This window comes from Halomonas hibernica (genome assembly GCF_013183775.1).
GTDB lineage: Bacteria > Pseudomonadota > Gammaproteobacteria > Pseudomonadales > Halomonadaceae > Vreelandella > Vreelandella citrativorans.
Genome location: NZ_VIFN01000007.1, coordinates 158,039 through 176,800, shown reverse-complemented (window position 1 = coordinate 176,800; position 18,762 = coordinate 158,039). Strand labels below are relative to the sequence as shown.

Annotated in this window: 17 protein-coding genes; 10 read left to right on the top strand and 7 right to left on the bottom strand. The window is 53.9% G+C overall.

The window, feature by feature from the left end; translation table 11 throughout:
- The first annotated feature begins 346 nt into the window (after positions 1–346).
- From FKN99_RS12390 to FKN99_RS12370, 5 genes are all read left to right on the top strand, one after another.
- Entirely contained in the window at positions 347–2,320 is a 1,974-nt protein-coding gene (locus FKN99_RS12390) for a DUF4365 domain-containing protein (RefSeq protein WP_172118170.1), read from the top strand.
- A gap of 195 nt (positions 2,321–2,515) precedes the next feature.
- On the top strand, positions 2,516–3,649 hold the full coding sequence (locus FKN99_RS12385; protein ID WP_172118169.1) for a Fic family protein: 1,134 nt from the start codon (positions 2,516–2,518) through the stop codon (positions 3,647–3,649).
- A gap of 195 nt (positions 3,650–3,844) precedes the next feature.
- Positions 3,845–4,663 (top strand): type IV toxin-antitoxin system AbiEi family antitoxin domain-containing protein, encoded by an 819-nt coding sequence (locus FKN99_RS12380; protein WP_172118168.1) that lies wholly within the window; start codon positions 3,845–3,847, stop codon positions 4,661–4,663.
- Entirely contained in the window at positions 4,647–5,585 is a 939-nt protein-coding gene (locus FKN99_RS12375) for a nucleotidyl transferase AbiEii/AbiGii toxin family protein (RefSeq protein WP_172118167.1), read from the top strand. The genes FKN99_RS12380 and FKN99_RS12375 overlap by 17 nt, the downstream gene beginning before the upstream one ends.
- A 69-nt stretch (positions 5,586–5,654) precedes the next feature.
- The gene (locus FKN99_RS12370; protein ID WP_172118166.1) at positions 5,655–6,605 is read left to right on the top strand and encodes a DUF808 domain-containing protein; all 951 of its coding nucleotides are present in this window, start codon (positions 5,655–5,657) and stop codon (positions 6,603–6,605) included.
- Between the two features lie 35 nt (positions 6,606–6,640).
- On the opposite strand, the gene FKN99_RS12365 is transcribed toward FKN99_RS12370, so the two are convergent.
- Positions 6,641–6,949, bottom strand: coding sequence for a hypothetical protein (locus FKN99_RS12365; RefSeq protein ID WP_149573861.1), 309 nt, complete (start codon positions 6,947–6,949; stop codon positions 6,641–6,643).
- A gap of 409 nt (positions 6,950–7,358) precedes the next feature.
- Here FKN99_RS12365 and FKN99_RS12360 point away from each other — a divergent pair, with 409 nt between their 5' ends.
- Together FKN99_RS12360 and FKN99_RS12355 are read left to right on the top strand one after the other, a co-directional pair.
- Positions 7,359–8,342, top strand: coding sequence for a DUF1852 domain-containing protein (locus tag FKN99_RS12360; RefSeq protein ID WP_172118200.1), 984 nt, complete (start codon positions 7,359–7,361; stop codon positions 8,340–8,342).
- Between the two features lie 28 nt (positions 8,343–8,370).
- Complete coding sequence (locus FKN99_RS12355) at positions 8,371–9,393, top strand: methionine synthase (RefSeq protein WP_172118165.1); 1,023 nt, start codon at positions 8,371–8,373, stop codon at positions 9,391–9,393.
- Between the two features lie 40 nt (positions 9,394–9,433).
- Here FKN99_RS12355 and FKN99_RS12350 read toward each other — a convergent pair whose 3' ends face one another.
- Both FKN99_RS12350 and FKN99_RS12345 read right to left on the bottom strand, forming a co-directional pair.
- Positions 9,434–10,693, bottom strand: coding sequence for a type II toxin-antitoxin system HipA family toxin (locus FKN99_RS12350; protein WP_172118164.1), 1,260 nt, complete (start codon positions 10,691–10,693; stop codon positions 9,434–9,436).
- A complete protein-coding gene (locus tag FKN99_RS12345; RefSeq protein WP_172118163.1) occupies positions 10,686–11,003 on the bottom strand; it encodes a helix-turn-helix domain-containing protein in 318 nt (105 codons plus the stop codon). The genes FKN99_RS12350 and FKN99_RS12345 overlap by 8 nt, the downstream gene beginning before the upstream one ends.
- A 592-nt stretch (positions 11,004–11,595) precedes the next feature.
- Between FKN99_RS12345 and FKN99_RS12340 the strand changes: the two genes are divergently transcribed.
- Together FKN99_RS12340 and FKN99_RS12335 are read left to right on the top strand one after the other, a co-directional pair.
- Positions 11,596–13,644, top strand: a complete 2,049-nt coding sequence (locus FKN99_RS12340) for a TRAP transporter permease (protein ID WP_172118162.1) — start codon at positions 11,596–11,598, stop codon at positions 13,642–13,644.
- Between the two features lie 130 nt (positions 13,645–13,774).
- Positions 13,775–14,758 carry a TAXI family TRAP transporter solute-binding subunit gene (locus FKN99_RS12335; protein WP_172118161.1) on the top strand — a complete coding sequence of 328 codons (984 nt, stop codon included), beginning with the start codon at positions 13,775–13,777 and terminating at the stop codon, positions 14,756–14,758.
- A 327-nt stretch (positions 14,759–15,085) separates the two neighbouring features.
- Here the strand turns inward: FKN99_RS12335 and FKN99_RS12330 are convergent, their stop codons facing one another.
- A complete protein-coding gene (locus tag FKN99_RS12330; protein ID WP_172118160.1) occupies positions 15,086–15,871 on the bottom strand; it encodes an AraC family transcriptional regulator in 786 nt (261 codons plus the stop codon).
- Between the two features lie 107 nt (positions 15,872–15,978).
- Here FKN99_RS12330 and FKN99_RS12325 point away from each other — a divergent pair, with 107 nt between their 5' ends.
- Entirely contained in the window at positions 15,979–16,788 is an 810-nt protein-coding gene (locus FKN99_RS12325; RefSeq protein ID WP_172118159.1) for a sulfite exporter TauE/SafE family protein, read from the top strand.
- 295 nt (positions 16,789–17,083) lie between these two features.
- Here FKN99_RS12325 and FKN99_RS12320 read toward each other — a convergent pair whose 3' ends face one another.
- The 3 genes from FKN99_RS12320 to FKN99_RS12310 are packed head-to-tail and all read right to left on the bottom strand — an operon-like array spanning position 17,084 to position 18,720.
- The gene (locus tag FKN99_RS12320) at positions 17,084–17,380 is read right to left on the bottom strand and encodes a DUF1330 domain-containing protein (protein ID WP_172118158.1); all 297 of its coding nucleotides are present in this window, start codon (positions 17,378–17,380) and stop codon (positions 17,084–17,086) included.
- Positions 17,381–17,401: 21 nt separating this feature from the next.
- Positions 17,402–18,079 (bottom strand): type 1 glutamine amidotransferase domain-containing protein, encoded by a 678-nt coding sequence (locus tag FKN99_RS12315; protein WP_172118157.1) that lies wholly within the window; start codon positions 18,077–18,079, stop codon positions 17,402–17,404.
- Positions 18,076–18,720, bottom strand: a complete 645-nt coding sequence (locus FKN99_RS12310; protein WP_172118156.1) for a TetR/AcrR family transcriptional regulator — start codon at positions 18,718–18,720, stop codon at positions 18,076–18,078. The genes FKN99_RS12315 and FKN99_RS12310 overlap by 4 nt, the downstream gene beginning before the upstream one ends.
- Between the last annotated feature and the right edge of the window lie 42 nt (positions 18,721–18,762).

The window sequence follows — 18,762 nt, the reverse complement described above, 5'->3', positions numbered from 1 at the left end:
GCCCGGTACTGACGAGTAGCAAGTTGATATTAAGCCCATATTTTTATGGGCTTTTTTGTTTTTATGTTTAGCACCACTGTCTAGCAACTTTTGGCAAAGAGAAGCACCGCTGGAGCGTGGTATCAAAGTTGGTATGCTCATGTAATGAATCACAAGCTACGAAACCTAAACAGCCGTCTGATATAACGGCTCGAAGGTTTAAGAAAGGAAGAGGCATCGACATTCGATGCACTTATCATGATGTGAAGTTGGCTACCTTCTATATTTCATATGGAAAATACGCTGAAGCAAATAATCGGCAATTTTCAGTATTGGGTTTTGACATCATTGAGGATAAAAAAAAGAAATGGCTGGCGATATGGAATGCTTTGACGACCTTCCAAAGCGTGCCTCTAATCATGTCACGGAGGAGAAGGCAGAGACGGCATTTCAGAAATGCCTAACAGAGAGTGGTCGCTTTATCCTTCAGCGTGCTGACCGCAAGGACTATGGTACAGACTGCGAGATCGAAATTGTCGAGGATGGGAGAGCCACCAACATTAGGATCCACGTTCAGCTTAAGGGCACCGAGCGTGCACTGAATGCGGACGGCTCTCTCAGCGTTGAAGTTAGTCGCACAAACCTGAATTACCTACTGATGCATCCGCATAGCTTTTATGCTGCCTATCACGTCCCAACGGCGACGCTGCGCATCTGCCTTGCTGAGACTGTTCTCCGTAAATACGAGCATGCTGGAAAGAACTGGATCCAGCAGCAATCACTTACAGTCAGCTTTACGGAAGCTCTGACGACAGAACGATTAGCGCGTCTTGCTGAATTGTCCAGTTCTGCAACTCGAGCGGCACGTAATCGTCGCGTTGAACAGGCACGGGCGGCCCCAGGAGATTTGATTGGTCTCCTTCGCCGAGTTGTACCGGAGGTTCATGTTCCTGATGATCCAGACTCAGCTCGACAACTCTTGGAACACCTATATGACCAGGATGCTGATGAGGAAATTAGTGCCGCCTTTGACCGATTCATGGCCGTGCTTGGATCAGAAGACGATGCCATGGGATACGCTTATATGTCCGAAATTAACTTGGGCATGTCTGAGAGAAGCCAGTTTCCTGAGCGGATCGAAGCAGCAGTGATCCATTTTAAGAAACAGCTTAGTGCGGGACGCTATGAGCGGGGTGGCCTGCATTACACGATCGGGAATGCCTACTCGGCGCTCGGCCGAGAGGATGACGCCACAGTGGCCTATAAGGCAGCATTGCTTGAACCTGCATTCGCAAATTCGTCAAGACTGGCATCCCAAGGCCATAAGAATCTCGGGACGAGCTTTGAACGGCTCGGAGATGAGGTGCGAGCAGTTAAGCACTATCGCGAAGCTTTGCGGATGAACCCTCTCCTTCCTGAAGCCCATTATGCCTTGGCCCAATTCTACGTGCGTGAGGGCGAGTGGAAGAGCGCTCTTGAGCATCTGGATCAGGCCGTCTTCACAGATCCTATATACGCTAAAGCAGCTGGAGTTGCGGGTTGGCGAGCTAACGTGCTTTTCAACATGGGAGAGGGGAGTGCTGCGTTCCGCGAAATCAACAGTCTTCTAGCACAAGCTGACCGCGAGCCATGGGTTTGGCCATTTTTCGCACGACTGGTATCTAGTTTCGGTAGGGCTACGGCTGAGAATGCGCGTCAGGCGCAGGGTTTCTGGTATCGCTATGTAGACGCTCACCCCGATACATCCGGAGGCCGTCGCGAGATGTTATTGGCGACCTTATATTTGCGGGCAGAAGGAAAAGATATAGGCCAAACCTACACGGAGTTTCTGGATAAGTTTGTTAGGCATATTAAGCACATTGATAACACGGAAGAAGCCGCGTTTTTGTGGGATCGCCTCGGACACTGGGCGCAGGATGAGGGCAACTGGCTACAAGCGGAGCGCTGTTTTCGGAGGGCCTACGATATGGCTGGCGGGCACTACGGTTACTGTCTAGGAACCGCTCTTAACTTTCTTGGACGATTTGAAGAGAGTCTGCCGATCCTGCTCGAGCAGGCAGAACATATCCAACCCGATGCAATGAGCTGGTTTCAGCTTGGTGCGGCGTATGGTGATCTTGGACAATCCGAGCAAGTCATTGAATCCTATAAGAAAGCGCTCAATCTTGATTCCGACTACGACTTGGCGATGTTCAATCTAGGTGGTGCCTACTGGAATAATGGGGACATAATTGAAGCTTTGGAGGTTTGGCGGACGGCGATTGAGCGTTTTCCAGACCATGAGCTTACTGCCAAACTCCAACATGATTTCCCGCAGTTCTTTCCTAGGGACGCCAACTAGTTTTTTATCCGTATACAACTTTTTACAGGCAACCTCCTCCAGATTATTTGGTCTTGTTTGTACGGACTGAATATTCTCTTCCTTCTCTCTCTGCACTTTATTTCCTATCTGAATCAACTCCCTGACTATCCCATGAGCCGAATATGAATCATAATCGGCTCATAATATGATCTGAATAGGTGTGGCAATCGGCTCATGTATATCTGGAAACAGCAATATTGGCCGCATTTTGAGTGGGACGGATCCGTTCTTCGGCCTTCGTTGGATGCTGTGCGTCTACTGCAGGGCTGGGTGTTGGGTAAAACCGAGGCGGCCCACGGCCAGGCCGATCTGGACGTGGAGATGGATACTCTGATCCAGAATGCTATTCGTACCAGCGAAATCGAAGGAGAGTGTCTGGACGTTGGCTCTGTGAGGTCTTCCGTTGCTCGCCAGTTGGGTTTAGAGCAGGCCGGTATCTCTGCCAGAACAACGCCAGAATCGGAGGCGCTGGTCGAGCTATTGCTGCAATCCACGCATCAGTTGGATAAGCCGCTCTCCCGTGAACAGTTGTGCCTCTGGCAATCCATGCTTTTTGTGCAGGGCTCCGGCGTGCTTGGCAATGTACGTGTAGGCGAGCTGCGTGGCGACCACCCTATGCAAGTGGTGTCGGGGCGGCTTAATCGGCCTACTGTTCATTTTGAAGCACCGCCCCGTGGGCAGTTGGAGGCTGAGCTGGATGCATTTATTACTTGGTTCAACCATCCACCACCGGGACTTGATGGGCTGGTTCGCGCTGGCATAACCCATCTATGGTTGATTACCTTGCACCCCTTTGATGATGGTAATGGGCGCGTTACCCGCGCGGTGACAGATCGTGCGCTGGCACAAGCAGAGCAACAATCCGTTCGCTTCTATTCTTTGAGCGCAGCCATCATGGCGCGCCGCAATGCTTACTACGAGCAACTTGAAAGCGCTCAGAAAGGCAGTCTCGATATTACGCCGTGGTTGTTGTGGTTTCTGGATACGCTGAAAGAGGCGCTTGAGCAGGCGCTGTTAAGGATCGACCGTGTGTTAATGAAAGCCACCTTCTGGCAGCGACATGCCACCACCGTGCTGAATGAACGGCAAATTAAGCTGCTGAACCGCTTATTGGATACAGCGGGGGAGGAGTTTGCGCAGGGCATCAATGCTCGTAAGTACCAATCGTTGGCAAAAGTGAGTAAAGCCACCGCCACGCGGGATTTGGCAGAGCTGCTGGAAAAAGGCTGCCTTTTCAAACTACCCGGCGGCGGGCGCAGTACGCGCTATACGGTGTTACTTGAGCGAACAGTGGACGGCACCTTGTAGTGGCGATCTTTGCCATTTAAGTCTTGATTGCCACTGAAGTGGAAAGTATGCAGGTCGTTATGCCATGGGATGTGCATAAGGTATTTGTTGTTGAGGTTTATAAAACTCCTGATAAAGTCACTATAAGTGACTTTTTTTGGTATTTATTAAACCAAAGTCATTGTGCTGGTTTATAGAAAGTGTATTTTAGTCACCATGAGTGATCAAAATGATGGAAAATTAAACCGCCTGCTGACTGGGCTAAGCGATACCGGCGTGGTTTCCAGCCGGTGGTTAAGAGCGCATGGCTATTACAGTAGCTTGTTGGCCCGTTATGTCGGCAGCGGTTGGCTGGTCTCCCCGGCGCGTGGTGTGTACATGCGCAAAGGAGGTTCCCTCCATTGGGAAGGGGTAGTACGAGCGCTACAACAGATGGAAGGTCTGTCGCTGCATATAGGTGGGCGCTTTGCCTTGGCTTGGCTTGGGCATGAGCATTACTTGCGCTTGGGCGAAGCTGAAGTGGTCACGCTCTATGGGCCAGATCGTATGCCAGGGTGGGTGCACAAGCTGCCGTTGGTAGAGCGCATTGAATACTGCGGTAAAGGGCCTTTCGACCTGCCAGAAATTCCATTCACTGATGAAACGACGGGACAGGCATTGCTGGACCAGGGGTTGGAGCAAAGAGAAGCACTACCCAGCGGGATGCTGATGTTTTCGACTCCGGAGCGCGCCATGCTGGAGTTATGTGATGAGGCGTCTGATGCTGGGGGGGTCTATGAAGTGGACGCATTAATGCAGGCCATGGCCACTCTACGCCCTCGGCGGCTTGAAATGCTGTTGCGCCATTGTCACAGCATCAAGGCCAAGCGTCTGTTTCTCGCGCTGGCCGAGCGTCATGGGCACGCCTGGTTTTCGCACCTATCGATTGAGGGTGTGAATCTCGGTCGTGGTAAGCGTTCGCTTGTTCCTGGCGGCCGCCTGCATCCCACGTATCACATCGTCCTGCCGGGAGACCTTGATGAGCAGTTGGGATAAACGCTACAGCGACCGTGTGCAATTGCTGGTAGATATCCTGCCGGTGCTGGCAAAGGAAACTCGGTTTGCACTAAAGGGCGGCACCGCCATCAACTTGTTTGAGCATGATCTCCCCAGGCTGTCAGTGGACATCGACTTGACCTGGCTGCCTGTGCAGAATTTTGAGACAGGCGTGGCGGACATTGCCGCGGCATTAGAGCAGTTGGCGGAGACCTTGCGTGCCCGCCCTTTGCAATTACAAGTGCAAACATCGGGTGGCGCGAACACAGGAGGAATCACACGCTTAATTTGCAGCCGTGGCCGGGCGCGTGTGCAGATTGAAACTACCCCAGTGATGCGTGGCACAGTACACCCGGTTCGAACGATGGTAGTCCAACCGGCAGTCGAACAGGCCTTCGGATTTGCAACAACACAGGTGCTCGATTTTGCCGATCTCTACGCTGGAAAACTGGCGGCGGCCTTGTCTCGTCAACATCCCCGGGATCTGTTCGACATTGGCTTGCTGCTGGAAGATGAACGGCCCGATGCGACATTATGGCGAACCTTTCTGGTGTATCTAACGTGTAGCCCTAAACCGGCCTGGGAACTTCTGGCTCCCCGTGAACCAGTGGATTTTGAGACGCTCTTCGATGCCCATTTCAAGGGAATGACCGCCAAGCCGGTGACGGCGGCGCAATTGCTGGAGAGCAGAGCACAGTTACTGCTATGGATTTCCAAAAAGCTGGATAAGCCGTCATGTGACTTTCTATGGTCCGTTGAAAATGAGCAGCCTGATTTTGAATTGATCCATTTAGAAGGCGCGTCAGCACTGCCAGGGGTAGGGCGAAAGCTGCAAAACCTTACTCGCCGCTCGAAAGCCAAGCGCCAGGCGGATAGCCATGAACTTGAGCAGACCCTGGCACGGATAGTATCTGATGTGTGAAGGGACGCGCTCCGCCCAGCCCGCTATGTGCTTTACTATCTACACCTGTTATTCACGGAGGAAGCATCCATGGCCATAGGCGGCTTGATTGGATTGCTGGATGACATTGCCGCCCTGGCGAAGTTGTCCGCAGCATCATTGGACGATGTGAGTGCTGCCGCCGGGCGTGCGACGGCTAAGGCGGCCGGGGTGGTGGTGGATGATACGGCGGTAACGCCGCAGTATTTGCAAGGAGTGGCAGCGGAGCGTGAATTGGCGATTGTGAAGAAAATCGCATTGGGGTCGATCCGCAACAAGCTGATTTTTATCCTGCCGGTGGCGCTGCTGTTGAATCACTTTTTGCCCGCGCTATTGCCGATCATCCTGATGGTGGGCGGCACCTACTTGGCCTTTGAGGGCGCGGAGAAGGTCTGGCACAAGCTCTCTGGCAAGCATGACGACGATAAGCCAGCGGTAGAGAAGGGGCCGGAAGCTGAGAAAAAGATCGTGAGTGGTGCCGTTCGCACCGACCTGATTCTTTCCGCTGAAATCATGGTGATCGCGCTTTCTACTGTTTCCCATCAAGGGTTCTGGTCACAGCTGGCGAGCCTGGTGGTGGTCGCGTTTGTCATCACTATCCTGGTGTATGGCGTGGTGGCGCTGTTGGTCAGGATGGATGATGTCGGCCTAAAGCTCGCCCAGCGGGAGAGTCCGGGAATGCAGAAACTGGGCCGTGGGCTGGTGACGGCCATGCCCAAGGTGCTAGCGGCCATCGCCGTGGTGGGAACCATCGCCATGCTCTGGGTGGGTGGGCATATTTTGATGGTCAATCTGGGGGCCGAGGGAACGGGTTGGTTCAATGCCCCCTATGAGTGGGTGCACCACATTGAGCATGGCATTAGCGAGGCAACCGGTGCCTTGGGCGGCCTGCTGGGCTGGAGCTTCAATACGCTGTGCTCAGCGGTGATTGGCTTTTTAGTAGGCTCGGTGGTGGTGGGTGTGCTGCACCTCGTTCCCTTCAAGAAGGCGCATTCGGCATAGGTGGGCCGCGACGGGCGTACCAGAGAACCAAGAGTTTAGTTATAAACGCTTTCACAGTTGTCGCGATACAACGGGGCATCGGTGCCCAACGCCAGTCGCTTGGTGTTGCTATTGTAGTAGAAGCGACCGGACTCGGCGCCTGAAAGCGCATAGTCGCCGCACACCCCATACCCCTTGTTGACAGTCGCCAGGTTGGAAATTTCGGCCGGTGCTTGGCTATTAAGACGCTCCGAAATCGTCTCGGCGATGTGGGCATCACGCTGGGCCTCGGAATAGGCCTGGCCACCGAATATCAGGCCCGCAACGACGAAAATGGCGACGACGGGAATCCATAGGTTATGCATAGCGTGTCCAGTGAAAGAATATAAACGTGCATGAAGTCTGCAGAAAACTATTTAGCGGGATAATAACTTTATCAGATTTGCGCAGAAAACCCCGTACTTTTAGTGCGGGGATGTTGAGCGCGTCGTATGACTACCTAAATTCATCAAGCCCAACGCAGCCAGCATCTTTTTCAGTTGAAGAGTCGGCTTTCACTATGAATTTTTCTAAACTTCCCATGAAATAAGACCATTTTTATTCATCTTTGTACTCCTGTATAAAATCCCCAGCACTCTTCGTTATAGAGCCTGTCAGCTTCTCATGAATAAGGCTGTCAGGCTTAAAAGCTGTGAAGCCGCCCGATTTATAAATATTGGGCCGTTTCGCAGAAGCGAAGAACCGGTTCGATTTTTTACTATTGGAGGCGAGATGATGAATAACGACGTCGCATTTACTATCAAGCGTATCGGCTTCGATGAGAATTATCGTCCGTCGGACAATACGCGTATCACGACCAACTTTGCCAATTTGGCCCGGGGCGAAAGGCGGCGCGAGAACCTCCGCAATACGCTGGAAATGATCAATAACCGTTTCAATGCCCTGGTGCATTGGGATAACCCCGAAGGGCGTCGTTATTGCGTCGAACTCGACATCATTTCCGTGAGTATGGAGGTTGGCGCAAGGGGCCATGAAGCGCCTTTTCAAATCATCGAGATACTCAAAACCAGTTTTCTGGACAAGCAAACCGGCAAACGCATCGACGGTATCGTAGGGAACAACTTTTCATCCTATGTCCGAGATTACGACTTTAGCGTGCGGCTTTTAGAGCATAACAAGCACCAGTCGACCTTCAGTATTCCGGATGATTTTGGTGTTCTGCACGGCAACTTGTTTAAAAGCTTCGTGGATTCACCCGTTTACAAAGAGCATTTCGGGAAGCCTCCCGTCATATGCTTGAGCGTATCGGATAACAAGGTCTATCACCGAACCGATAATCAGCATCCCGTATTGGGGGTTGAATATCAGCCGAACGAGTCTTCGCTGACCGAGCAGTACTTCAAGAAGATGGGGCTTCAGGTTCGCTACTTTATGCCTGCCAACAGTGCTGCCCCGCTGGCGTTTTATTTTTCTGGCGACCTGCTCAACGATTACACCAACCTTGAGCTTGCCGGCACCATTAGCACCATGGAGTCTTTTCAGAAGATTTACCGGCCTGAGATCTACAACGCCAATGCGGTTGCCGGAAATGTTTATCAGCCCAACTTGAAGAACTCGGATCATTCGCTCACTCAAATCGTTTACGACCGAGAAGAACGTAGCCAATTGGCCGCCGAGCAGGGGAAATTTGCTGAAGAGAATTTCATTAAACCCTATCAGGCGATGCTTGAGCAGTGGTCTTCCAACAGCTCGCTTTAACCTAATCAAATGCACGGGATGATGACTCATGAGTAAACGCTTACCCACTTCGACGGCGGGCAGCCTGCCCAAACCCTCCTGGCTTGCCGAGCCCGAAACCCTTTGGTCGCCCTGGAAATTGCAAGACGAGGCGTTGATTGAAGGTAAACAGGATGCGCTGCGCGTGTCGCTGCAGGAACAGCAGCAAGCCGGTATCGATATCGTCAGCGATGGCGAACAAACGCGTCAACATTTCGTGACAACCTTTATCGAGCATCTTAGCGGCGTCGATTTTGAAAAGCGCAAAACCGTGAGAATTCGCAATCGCTACGATGCGAGCGTGCCGACGGTTGTGGGCGAGATCAACCGCCATAAGCCAGTTTTCGTCGAAGATGCCAGGTTTTTGCGCGAGCAAACCCGCCAACCCATCAAATGGGCGCTACCGGGCCCGATGACCATGATCGACACGCTGTATGACGATCACTATAAAAGTCGTGAGAAGCTGGCGTGGGAGTTCGCGAAAGCGCTCAATCAGGAGGCTCGGGAACTGGAGGCAGCAGGCATCGATATTATTCAGTTCGACGAACCTGCGTTCAACGTGTTTTTCGATGAGGTGAATGACTGGGGAATCGCCGCCTTGGAAAGAGCCATTGAAGGGCTCAAATGCGAAACGGCTGTCCATATCTGTTATGGCTACGGCATTAAAGCCAATACGGATTGGAAAAAGACGCTGGGATCGGAGTGGAGGCAATATGAAGAAGTCTTCCCCCGGCTGCAAAAATCCAACATCGATATTGTTTCGCTGGAGTGCCAGAACTCCCACGTGCCCATCGAGCTGATCGAACTTCTGCGCGGCAAGAAGGTGATGCTGGGTGCCATCGACGTCGCCACCAACACCATCGAAACGCCGGAAGAGGTCGCCGCAACGCTTAGAAAAGCACTTCAGTTCGTTGATGCCGACAAGCTCTACCCCTGCACCAACTGTGGCATGGCGCCGCTTTCCCGCTCGGTTGCGCGAGGCAAGCTCTGTGCCTTGAGTGCCGGGGCGGAGATCGTTCGAAAAGAACTTTGAATCCATCCCAAGTGGTTTAATCGGTGGCAGTCGTTTTAGGTTAGCGCAGCAACGCCAAATTCTCATCTATACGCCGTTGGATCATCTGCAGCGTCGGGCGCGTAATGGCTTGCGGTAATAAATGATCAGCGATAGCGGAAAACTGGCTGGCGACCTCGTTAATAGTGTCGATGATGCGGTGGGCTGTTTGCGCTGAGATTTCGGCCTCCTCGGCAAGCGCTAACAGCGCGGCGCGATTGATCGCAAGTGCTTCGCCCATCACATCCATCTGATGATAGCCGCCCGGGCCTTCGCAGAAGGTCGCGTCATACGCCGGCGCGAGTTGCCACTGGCCCGTCGATGACATCAAATAGGCGACGTTCTTGGGATGATCGTCCCGGTTGTTGAACGCGACGTTGAAAACGGCACGTTCGAAGGCGAGGATCATTTCACGTACATCGTTGGTACACAACTGAGTGGCTCGCAAGAAGTTGACGTAGTCCAATTCACCTGGCGCACGGTAGTCTGCACCGGTAAAGGCAGCGAGACTTTGCATGGGCACGCGCAAGCCGTTCTGGCGATCAAAGCGCTGGCTGGCAAAGGCGGCTTGCCCATCTGGAAGGGTGAAATGCTGCGTGGCGGGCGTGGCAATACCGCACCGCCGCAGGCATTCGGCGTAAACCGTTTCGATCGCGCACACTTCGGGGTGTTCGTCTCGGGCCGGAAACTTGACCAGCCATGCCTCAAGTCCTGGTGCGGTGGCAGTCGTGAAGCTGCCGGTGTGCACATCGCGATAGATCAGTGCCTTGGGTCTGGCGCCTTGCGGCGAACCTCCCACCTGCAGCAACCGCTGCAGAAATTCCCCATCGTGCCCCTGAAACACGTCCTGTATATCGGCGGCCAATTGATTAAGCGAGAGATGCTCTTGCGTGGCTTGCCCCTCGGATGCGACAGGTTCAAACGACATCGCACCCATGGCGTTGCTGCCAATATAGGCTAGCCGCTCTAACGGCCCGATACGTGCCGTATTGAGCCCCCTCCGCCTGAAAATCCGGTCCATCAGCAGCATGCCCCATCCATCGGGCAGGGCGTCATATACCGGTCCCGGTAGGCCTAACTGATGAGCCGGAAAATCCTGACGTAGCCTGGGGCCTTCAAGCGGCAAAGTGAAGGCCGAAAGCTCCAGGCCGTGCTGCCTGGCTTCTTCGCTGTATTCGAATAGGATGCGTGGGCGGCCAGTGAGGGCGGTCGTCGACACCAGCGAGCCCCATAACCATCGCTCGCCCCAGCCTTCGTAGAACACATCGATTCGTTCAAGCATTGCGAGATTTCCTTTTGATGCGCTGGCGGCGTGTGCTTTCCTCGTAGCGGCGAATATCGTCAATGCTCTCTAGTTTTGGCATAAACAGCGCCTCAAGCTCTTTGGCTCGCCCTAACACCATGGCCACGCGTACCAGGTTCTCGAAACCCACGTTACGCCCGGCTTCCAGGTTGGAGACGGTATTGATGCCAATGCCCGCGCGGCCAGCTACCTCCGCCTGAGTCATCTGCTGTGCCAGCCGCTCCTGGCGCAGGCGCTCACAGAGTCTCTTAACGATCTCTTTGGGTTTGCTGAGGCTTAAATCCAGCATAATGTGGATAATCACTGTTTAAGGAAGTTAGTGCCCAAAATTATAGAATTATAAAGTCGTTCCTACAAATTTATTAATTCCATTATTTTGTAGATTAAGGTCAATAAAAGCTAATAAAGAATTAAATAATGGATTTATGGTCATGATGAGAAGAGGCTGTATCCGGTTTTTCGCCGCTTTAAATGGGAGTGACGGCTGCGTATTTTATCCTCTGAGCCGAATATAAACCTTAATCGGCTCATAAATTGATCCAAATAAGCGGGTGATTGGCTCATGGTCATCTGGCAGCGGTGTTACTGCTGTGCTGAATGAATGTCAGGCCAAGGTGCTTAATTGCTTGCTGGGTAGTGTGTGAGGAGTTTGTGCAGGGTATTAGCGCCCCTGTCACTGCAGATAAATGCCAACGTGAGCACTAAACAATAAATATCCAGCCTGGCCCGTAGGGGGCGTTTAAGCGCCAAAATGATAGGAAAAACGTGTAAAATCACCTTGAAAATGGGCACTTATTCTCAGGCTATGAGATTTCGTAAGCTCCCCCCTAAACCACCCTGATGTTAACAGTATAATAAGCGTAAGCTGGGCTAATGAATCTATGACACGCCATCAAAACCAAAGCAATCCTGCAAGTGAAAGCGCTGATCTTCCCCCAAGTGAAGGAGCTTTAAAAAACGAAGATGTACCTGATGCAATGCCACCGAGCGTAGGAAACAGCGTCGTAGAGAAATACTCTGAAGATTCCGGCAAGCGTCAACTTATGGGGTTTGCGCTGATAGTGATGCGCTTTACGGCGTTATCCATGGCGATCTTTCAGCTTTATACGGCGGTCACCGGGCCTGTCAATACTCAGAACGCGGTGCATCTTTTGTTTGCCCTACCGCTAATATTTTTAGCCTACAGCTGCCGGGTGCGCGATACGCATCGCATCCCGTGGTACGACGTTGTCCCGATTATATTGAGCGCGGCGGTCAGCGCTCATTACGCCATTCACTTTGATCGCATTATCTACCAGATGGGCTATTTGATGCCCACCACGCTTGATATCATCTTTGGCATTTCGGCTATTTTGCTGCTGCTTGAAGCGTGCCGTCGGGCCATTGGCTTGGCGTTTCCCTTACTGGTGCTGGTCGCGCTGGCCTACGCTGCTTTTGGCCAGTACCTGCCGGGTGTATGGGGCCACGGCGGCTTCCGCTGGGACGACCTGATCGCGACGTTTTATATGGGGCCTACCGGAATCTACGGTAGCCTGATGCGCACCTCTTCGACAGTGATCGTAATCTTCATCATGTTTGGTGCGTTGCTCGTTACCACCGGCGGCGGCGAAACGTTTATGCGGCTTTCTAACGCCGCCACTGGCCGCATGGCAGGTGGGCCTGCTAAGGCGGCCACGTTGTGCAGCGCAATGTTCGGCAGTATCAGTGGCAGCACCGCCGCCAATGTGGCCACTACCGGTATTTTCACCATTCCCTTGATGAAGAAAAATGGTTTCAGCCCCCGGTTTGCTGCGGCCACTGAGGCTTCCGCCTCGACGGGCGGCCAGATTTTACCGCCGATTATGGGAGCGGCGGCGTTTGTAATGGCGGATGTGATTTCGACGAGTTACTTGGAAATCATCAGTGCTGCACTGATTCCGGCGCTGTTGTTTTACCTTGCTATTTGGATGAGCGTGCACTTTGAGGCCAAGCGTTTGGGATTGAACCCAATCCCCAAATCGGAGCGCCCAACGCTGCGTGAAGGGCTGTTCAATATCGAGACGCTCGTGCTGCCGCTGGTGGTGTTAATCAGTATGCTGATGATGCGCTACACGCCTACCACAGCGGCGGTTTCTGCCTACTTTACCGCTCTGGCGCTTTACCTGGTATCGCCGCGTAGCCCTGGTTCGTTCATTGAACGCTTGAAGTCTCTTCCTGCGGCGTTGGAAGCGGGCGCGATGACCGCGGCCATGATTGCGGTCATCGTCGGTAGCGTAGCGATCATTGCTTCCGTAATCAGCCTGACCGGCTTGGGCCTGAAGGTGTCGTCGTTGATCTTGCTGGTTGGCGGTGGTGATGTGCTGGTTACGTTGCTGCTTGCCATGGTGGTGGCCATTATTCTTGGAATGGGCCTGCCTACCGTGGCGGCCTATATGTTGGCTGCCTCGGTTGTGGCTGCGGCCTTTGTCGAGGCTGGCTTGCCAAGCCTTTCATCGCATCTTTTTATACTCTACTTCGCCATTCTTTCCGGTGTGACGCCGCCGGTGGCATTGGCTGCTTATATCGGCAGTGCCATCGCGGGTGCTCACTGGTTCCGTACAGCACTTACGGCTACCAAAATATCCTTGGGCGGTTTCTTGATTCCCTTCATGTTTATTTACCACCCGCCGCTGCTGGGTAATGGCACGCTTTTAGAGATTGCCATGGCGGTGGGGTCGGGGGTCCTCGGAATTATTGCGCTTGCCGCTTCGACCATCGGTTACTTCCTGCGGCCCTGTTCCTGGCTGGAGCGTGGCCTATTGCTGGGAGCCGCACTAATGTTGATCAGTGGTCAGGCAATTACCGATGTTGTTGGGGTCGTGCTAATTGCCATACTCTTGGTTTGGCAGTTTTTTCAGCAAAAGACCCATGGTTCCATTCACCCGGCAAGTGACGGAGAGCATCGTCAATAAACCTGGGAGTGGAACGGTGTGGCTCTGATGTGGCTTCACCGTCTGTTCAAATAGAGAAACTGAGCTTTGCCTCATTACGCCAATAACAGCTTTGCACGCTGTATATAACAGTAAAATAAGGAGAACATGCATGACACGCCGCTTACCCCTTACTCGATATGCTTCGTCGTTGGCATCAACGCTGCTGGCCGCTTCACTGGCGGCCCCCGCGATGGCTAGCGAAGCGGTCAGCATTGGTGTAGCACCGGCTGCTTCCGGTTGGTACTTCGGTTACTCGGAGTTATCACGTTTGATCAGCGCCGGCTCCCCGGTGGAAATCTCTGTTCGAGAGACGGGTGGTTCTCGTGAAAACACTATCCGCTTGGGCCGTGGTGAGATCGATTTAGCCTTGGTGGATGCTTCGGGTGCCTACGAAGCGTACAACGGGGAAGGCCGCTACGAGAACAATGCCATTGACCAGATGCGCATGATGTTATGGGTGGCGCCGTCGACGATGCACTGGGCTGTACGCCAGGATAGCGGCATTGAAACGTTTGCTGACCTCGATGGCGAACGCTTTAACCCCAGCAGTATCGGTGGCGGTGGTGAATACATCACTGAGCTGGTGTTTGATGCGCTGGATATAACGCCAGATTACCAGCGAATGAGCATGGGTGATGCGGCCGATGCAGTGGTAGACGGGCGCATTATCGGCTTCAGCTATAACGGTATTCCGCCTATCCCTGCTTTCACAGAAGTGCACTCCTCTCGGCCGCTGCACATCCTGTCGTTCGACGACGAGCAAATAGAGAAGGCTACCGAAGCGCTGCCTTTCTTGTCTCGCGCAGTGATCCCGGCCGGTACCTACCGCGACGTGGAAGAAGCCACTACGCTGGGTTCTTACATTGGTATTGCGGCGACCGATGAATTGTCGGAAGAAGCCGCTTATGAAATCACTCGCGCCTACTGGGAAAATGTCGAGAACCTGGGCCGCACGTTCTCACCTGCTGAGGGCATGACCGCTGAAGTATCGGTCGAGAACACCGCCACGCCGTTACACGCGGGCGCGCTTCGTTACTACCGCGAAATCGGTATCGAAGTACCTGAGGAGTTGGTGCCGCCTGAAGCAGAATAACCCTCTTGGGGATTAACGCTCGAAGAAGCGCAATGCTATAAATCGATTGCGCTTCGCCAAGCCCGTACGTTCTCATGGAAAAAGTATTATCGAAAAGGACCATTCGTGAATTCACGAATGGTCCTTTTTATTGCCAAGAGCTATCGATAACGCACAAGGCATTAACGCTTTGAGCCTCTTCAACCCTATGCACAATAACTGCGTTAGTAAGCGCTCTGAAAACAGTGCTTGCTGCCTTCCAATACTGCAACGTCACCGCAGAAGGCGAGTGGCTTCATACCGTGACGACCAGTAAGTAGCCGAACAACTGATCAGGAGGAATGCCTTCTACTCTTCCAACTGACGATTCGCCGCCCTAACGAAAGTGGTGGGAGATTGGCCAAGCACCTTACGAAACATGCTGGAGAAAGCGGCTGGGCTGTCGTAGCCGAGTTCCAGCGCGGTACGAGTAACGGAACTACCGGACAGCAGCCTGGGAAGGGCGGCCATCAGGCAGGCCTGTTGACGCCATACGGCAAAGGACATGCCGGTCTGCTGACGGAACAGGCGATTGAAGGTGCGCTGGCTGCGATGCATCTGCTGGGCCCAGTCCTCGGGAGGGCTGTGAATATGTGGCTGGCCGAGAAACGCTCGGCACAGGCTGGCTAGTTGAGGGTCGTGGGGCAGGGGCGCAAATAGCGGCAGGGCCTGAGCCTGTTGCAGTTCGTATAGGAGTAGTTGCGCCAGGGCGCCGTCGCGGCCATTTTCATCATAGAGCGCGGGTAGATGGGCGGAAGCCAGCAGCAGGTGATGCAACAGAGGCGTCACGACCAGCACCTCACAACTGCAAGTCGTGCGTGGCGCGACGCGGGGCTCGATATACAGACTTCGGGTGCTCACCCCGTTCATACGTACCTGGTGGCGCTTGCCCGCAGGCAGCCAGACTCCGCTATAGGGCGGCACCATCCAGGTGCCGTCATCCGTATTGACTTCCATCACGCCTGTCATGCCATAGAGAAACTGGGCGCGGCGATGGGCATGAAAGTCAAGAAGCGTACCGGGGCTGTAGTCAGTGCCGATGGCCACTATGGGCCGTGCCACGTGATCCACGTCGGATAAAGGAGTATTGAGCATAATCGTTATTCTGGCCGAAATGCGATGATTATTGTCCAAAAATCGAAGGTCAGCCAGTTCTAGTCGGCATATTCTCCCTGCTGTTGAATTTCATCAGGAGAGTGGCGGTGTATAGCGTATTACTTCTTTGTGGCGGTTTGGCGGGCGTCACCACTGTGTTGTTCGGTTTCGGTGGTGGGTTTGTAGTAGTTCCCTTGCTGTATACCTTACTGATTGCCGTCCATGGGCCAGATAGCGCGGCGGGTATGGCAGCCATGCATATCGCGGTGGCTACCTCGACGGCGCTAATGATCTTCGCGGCTTCAATGGCAACATGGCGTCATCATCGGCGACAGACCGTGCAGTGGCATCTAGTGCGTCCGCTGGTTGGTTATATCGCCATGGGCGCTGTGTTGGGCGCGGCGGTTGCCGTGTCGTTGAGCGGGGAGTGGGTGCGCTGGGCGTTTATCGGCTATCTGGGTATTACGATTGCTGATGCCGTTCTGCGGCCCGGTTTTCTGCGTCAGTCAGGGAGTGATGTGCGCCCTATGGGGCGTGGGGTAACGGCGATGGTGGGGACATTGATTGGTGCGGTGGCCGCCTTGCTGGGCGTGGGTGGTAGTGTAATGACCGTACCGCTTATGCGTCGTAGAGGCGCGAGCATGACGGCGGCCACGGCCATGGCCAATCCGTTGTCGTTGCCCATGGCAGTGAGTGGCACCGCGACATATGTGTTGCTGTCGGCAAATCACTCAGCGTTAGGAAACTGGTATGCCGGTTATGTGGATCTGCGTGCCTTGCTGGTACTTGCGGTAGGCTCATGGCTCGGTATCCGCTTGGCGTCAGTCTGGATCGGGCGCATTCCTGACCGTATTCATGCCAGGGTGTACCTGCTATTGCTGACCATGGTGCTGGTGGTGATGGTTTTTATGCATTGAATTGAGCCAGGCTGTGGCGATGAACTGTTTTATCCCAATGTGGTGACTCGGACAGCGCATCTGCTTTACTTCGTGATTAAAGGCCGATGGTAACAGTGGCGCTGGCGCTCTTGGTCGCACCACCTCAAAGGAAAAACTCCGCTATTGGCCGTTAGAGCAGTTCATTGGTGAATAAGCCAAGAGTGATATTGCTATTCAGCCATTAGGCACAGATATGCTGGTCTTTAAAAAGATAAAAGGGCCGTTCGTAACCACGAACGGCCCTTTGTGCGTCTATGCGTAATTGCAAAAAGGCTTACGTCTCTTCAACCCCATCCACAATAAACACGCGGTAGTCGGCACCCTGGAAACGATGCTGGCGAGCTTCTTGGTAGGCGTCGCTTTGGTACCAGGCGCGGGCGGCGGCCATGTCGGGGAAGCGCAGAATTACCGCGCCTTCCATGTCGCTGCCTTCCATTACTTCAAAGTCACCGTAGAAGGCGAGTGGCTTCGGGTCGTGGCCTTCGCGGGCGGCTTTGGCCTTGGTGGCGTATTGCTCCATTTCTTTCGCGTCGTGGGTGCGTTCACGCGTCAGTACAACATAAGCCGGCATTCCATTCTCCTTGGGTAATTATCAGGAAAGCTTCTTTAACAGCGCTTGGGCGGTGGCTTCGGATGAGCCGGGGTTTTGTCCGGTAATCAGCAGGCCGTCGACGAGCACGTAAGAACTCCAGTCATCGCCTTTACTGTACTCACCGCCGCTCTCTTTGAGCATATCTTCGACCAAAAACGGTACCACGTTTGTCAGGCCAACGGCGTCTTCTTCGCTGTTGCTGAAACCGGTCACTTTACGGCCAGCGACCAGCGGCTTGCCGTCGCTGCCTTTCACATGACGCAGCACACCGGGGGCGTGGCATACCGTAGCAACAGGCTTGTTGGCGGCAATGGCGTCTTCAATCAGGCGCACAGATGTAGCGCTCTCGGCCAGGTCCCACAGCGGGCCGTGGCCGCCGGGGTAAAATATGGCGTCGAACTCAGCAATATCGATATCGGCAAGCTGATGGGTGTTAGCCAGCGCCGCTTGGGCGTCGAGGTCCACTTGGAAGCGGTTAGTAGCCTCAGTTTGAGCATCCGGTACGTTGCTGTTGGGGTCGAGCGGCGGCTGGCCACCAGCGGGCGAGGCCAGGGTTAGCTCGGCACCTGCATCTTTAAACGCATAGTAAGGCGCGGCCAGCTCTTCGAGCCAGAAGCCGGTTTTATTGCCGGTATCGCCAAGCTTGTCGTGTGAGGTAACCACTACGAGAATTTTCATGATTGAGTCCTTTGCAGGCTGAGAGGGCGGCTGGGGTCGAGGTTTAACAAAGCGTAGGTGGCTTTAAAGGCGGCATCCAGCGGCACCCGGTCGCGGGTGATTTTGGCGCGCAGGCTGGCGCCCAGCCATAGCTGGTAAAGGGTGGTGGCTAGTTCCAGGGCACTACCTTGAGCGCTAACGGATTGAGGCAGCGAGCCATCGGCAGTGGCGGCTTCGATTGACTGGGCTAACCTGGTAATAATGCGCTCAGTGCCATGTTGCAGCACGCGGCGCATGCGCTCGGAAAGATCGCTGACTTCGGCGGCAAGCTTCACCGCCAGGCATTTTCCGCTGGGGTCGCAATGGTGTTGGGTATCCCGCCAGTGCGCCCAGTAGCTGAGAAAACGCTCAGCGTGAGAAGCGCCCGGCTGGGTAAGGCGTTCTTCAATTTGCGCGAGATAACCACTGAAGTAGTCTTCCAGCAGTGCTTCGCCAAACGCTTCTTTGGAGCTGAAGTAGTGATAAAAGGAGCCTTTAGGCACCTCGGCGGCTTTAAGAATCTCGTTAAGACCTACCGCCGAGAACCCCTTGCCACCGATGATGACCTGGCCGGTGTTAAGAATGCGCTGCCGGACATCGCCGGTGAAGGATGTCATATTCATAGCGACTAGCTTACGCCTGATTAGACCAGTCGTCTAGATAGG

Coding starts and splice junctions, on each gene's coding strand:
- FKN99_RS12380 (WP_172118168.1), top strand. CDS start 3,845: ATGAGTGATCAAAATGATGGAAAATTAAACCGCCTGCTGACTGGGCTA.
- FKN99_RS12370 (WP_172118166.1), top strand. CDS start 5,655: ATGGCCATAGGCGGCTTGATTGGATTGCTGGATGACATTGCCGCCCTG.
- FKN99_RS12355 (WP_172118165.1), top strand. CDS start 8,371: ATGAGTAAACGCTTACCCACTTCGACGGCGGGCAGCCTGCCCAAACCC.
- FKN99_RS12330 (WP_172118160.1), bottom strand. CDS start 15,871: ATGCTCAATACTCCTTTATCCGACGTGGATCACGTGGCACGGCCCATA.
- FKN99_RS12390 (WP_172118170.1), top strand. CDS start 347: ATGGCTGGCGATATGGAATGCTTTGACGACCTTCCAAAGCGTGCCTCT.
- FKN99_RS12360 (WP_172118200.1), top strand. CDS start 7,359: ATGAATAACGACGTCGCATTTACTATCAAGCGTATCGGCTTCGATGAG.
- FKN99_RS12345 (WP_172118163.1), bottom strand. CDS start 11,003: ATGCTGGATTTAAGCCTCAGCAAACCCAAAGAGATCGTTAAGAGACTC.
- FKN99_RS12340 (WP_172118162.1), top strand. CDS start 11,596: ATGACACGCCATCAAAACCAAAGCAATCCTGCAAGTGAAAGCGCTGAT.
- FKN99_RS12310 (WP_172118156.1), bottom strand. CDS start 18,720: ATGAATATGACATCCTTCACCGGCGATGTCCGGCAGCGCATTCTTAAC.
- FKN99_RS12375 (WP_172118167.1), top strand. CDS start 4,647: ATGAGCAGTTGGGATAAACGCTACAGCGACCGTGTGCAATTGCTGGTA.
- FKN99_RS12320 (WP_172118158.1), bottom strand. CDS start 17,380: ATGCCGGCTTATGTTGTACTGACGCGTGAACGCACCCACGACGCGAAA.
- FKN99_RS12385 (WP_172118169.1), top strand. CDS start 2,516: ATGTATATCTGGAAACAGCAATATTGGCCGCATTTTGAGTGGGACGGA.
- FKN99_RS12350 (WP_172118164.1), bottom strand. CDS start 10,693: ATGCTTGAACGAATCGATGTGTTCTACGAAGGCTGGGGCGAGCGATGG.
- FKN99_RS12365 (WP_149573861.1), bottom strand. CDS start 6,949: ATGCATAACCTATGGATTCCCGTCGTCGCCATTTTCGTCGTTGCGGGC.
- FKN99_RS12315 (WP_172118157.1), bottom strand. CDS start 18,079: ATGAAAATTCTCGTAGTGGTTACCTCACACGACAAGCTTGGCGATACC.
- FKN99_RS12335 (WP_172118161.1), top strand. CDS start 13,775: ATGACACGCCGCTTACCCCTTACTCGATATGCTTCGTCGTTGGCATCA.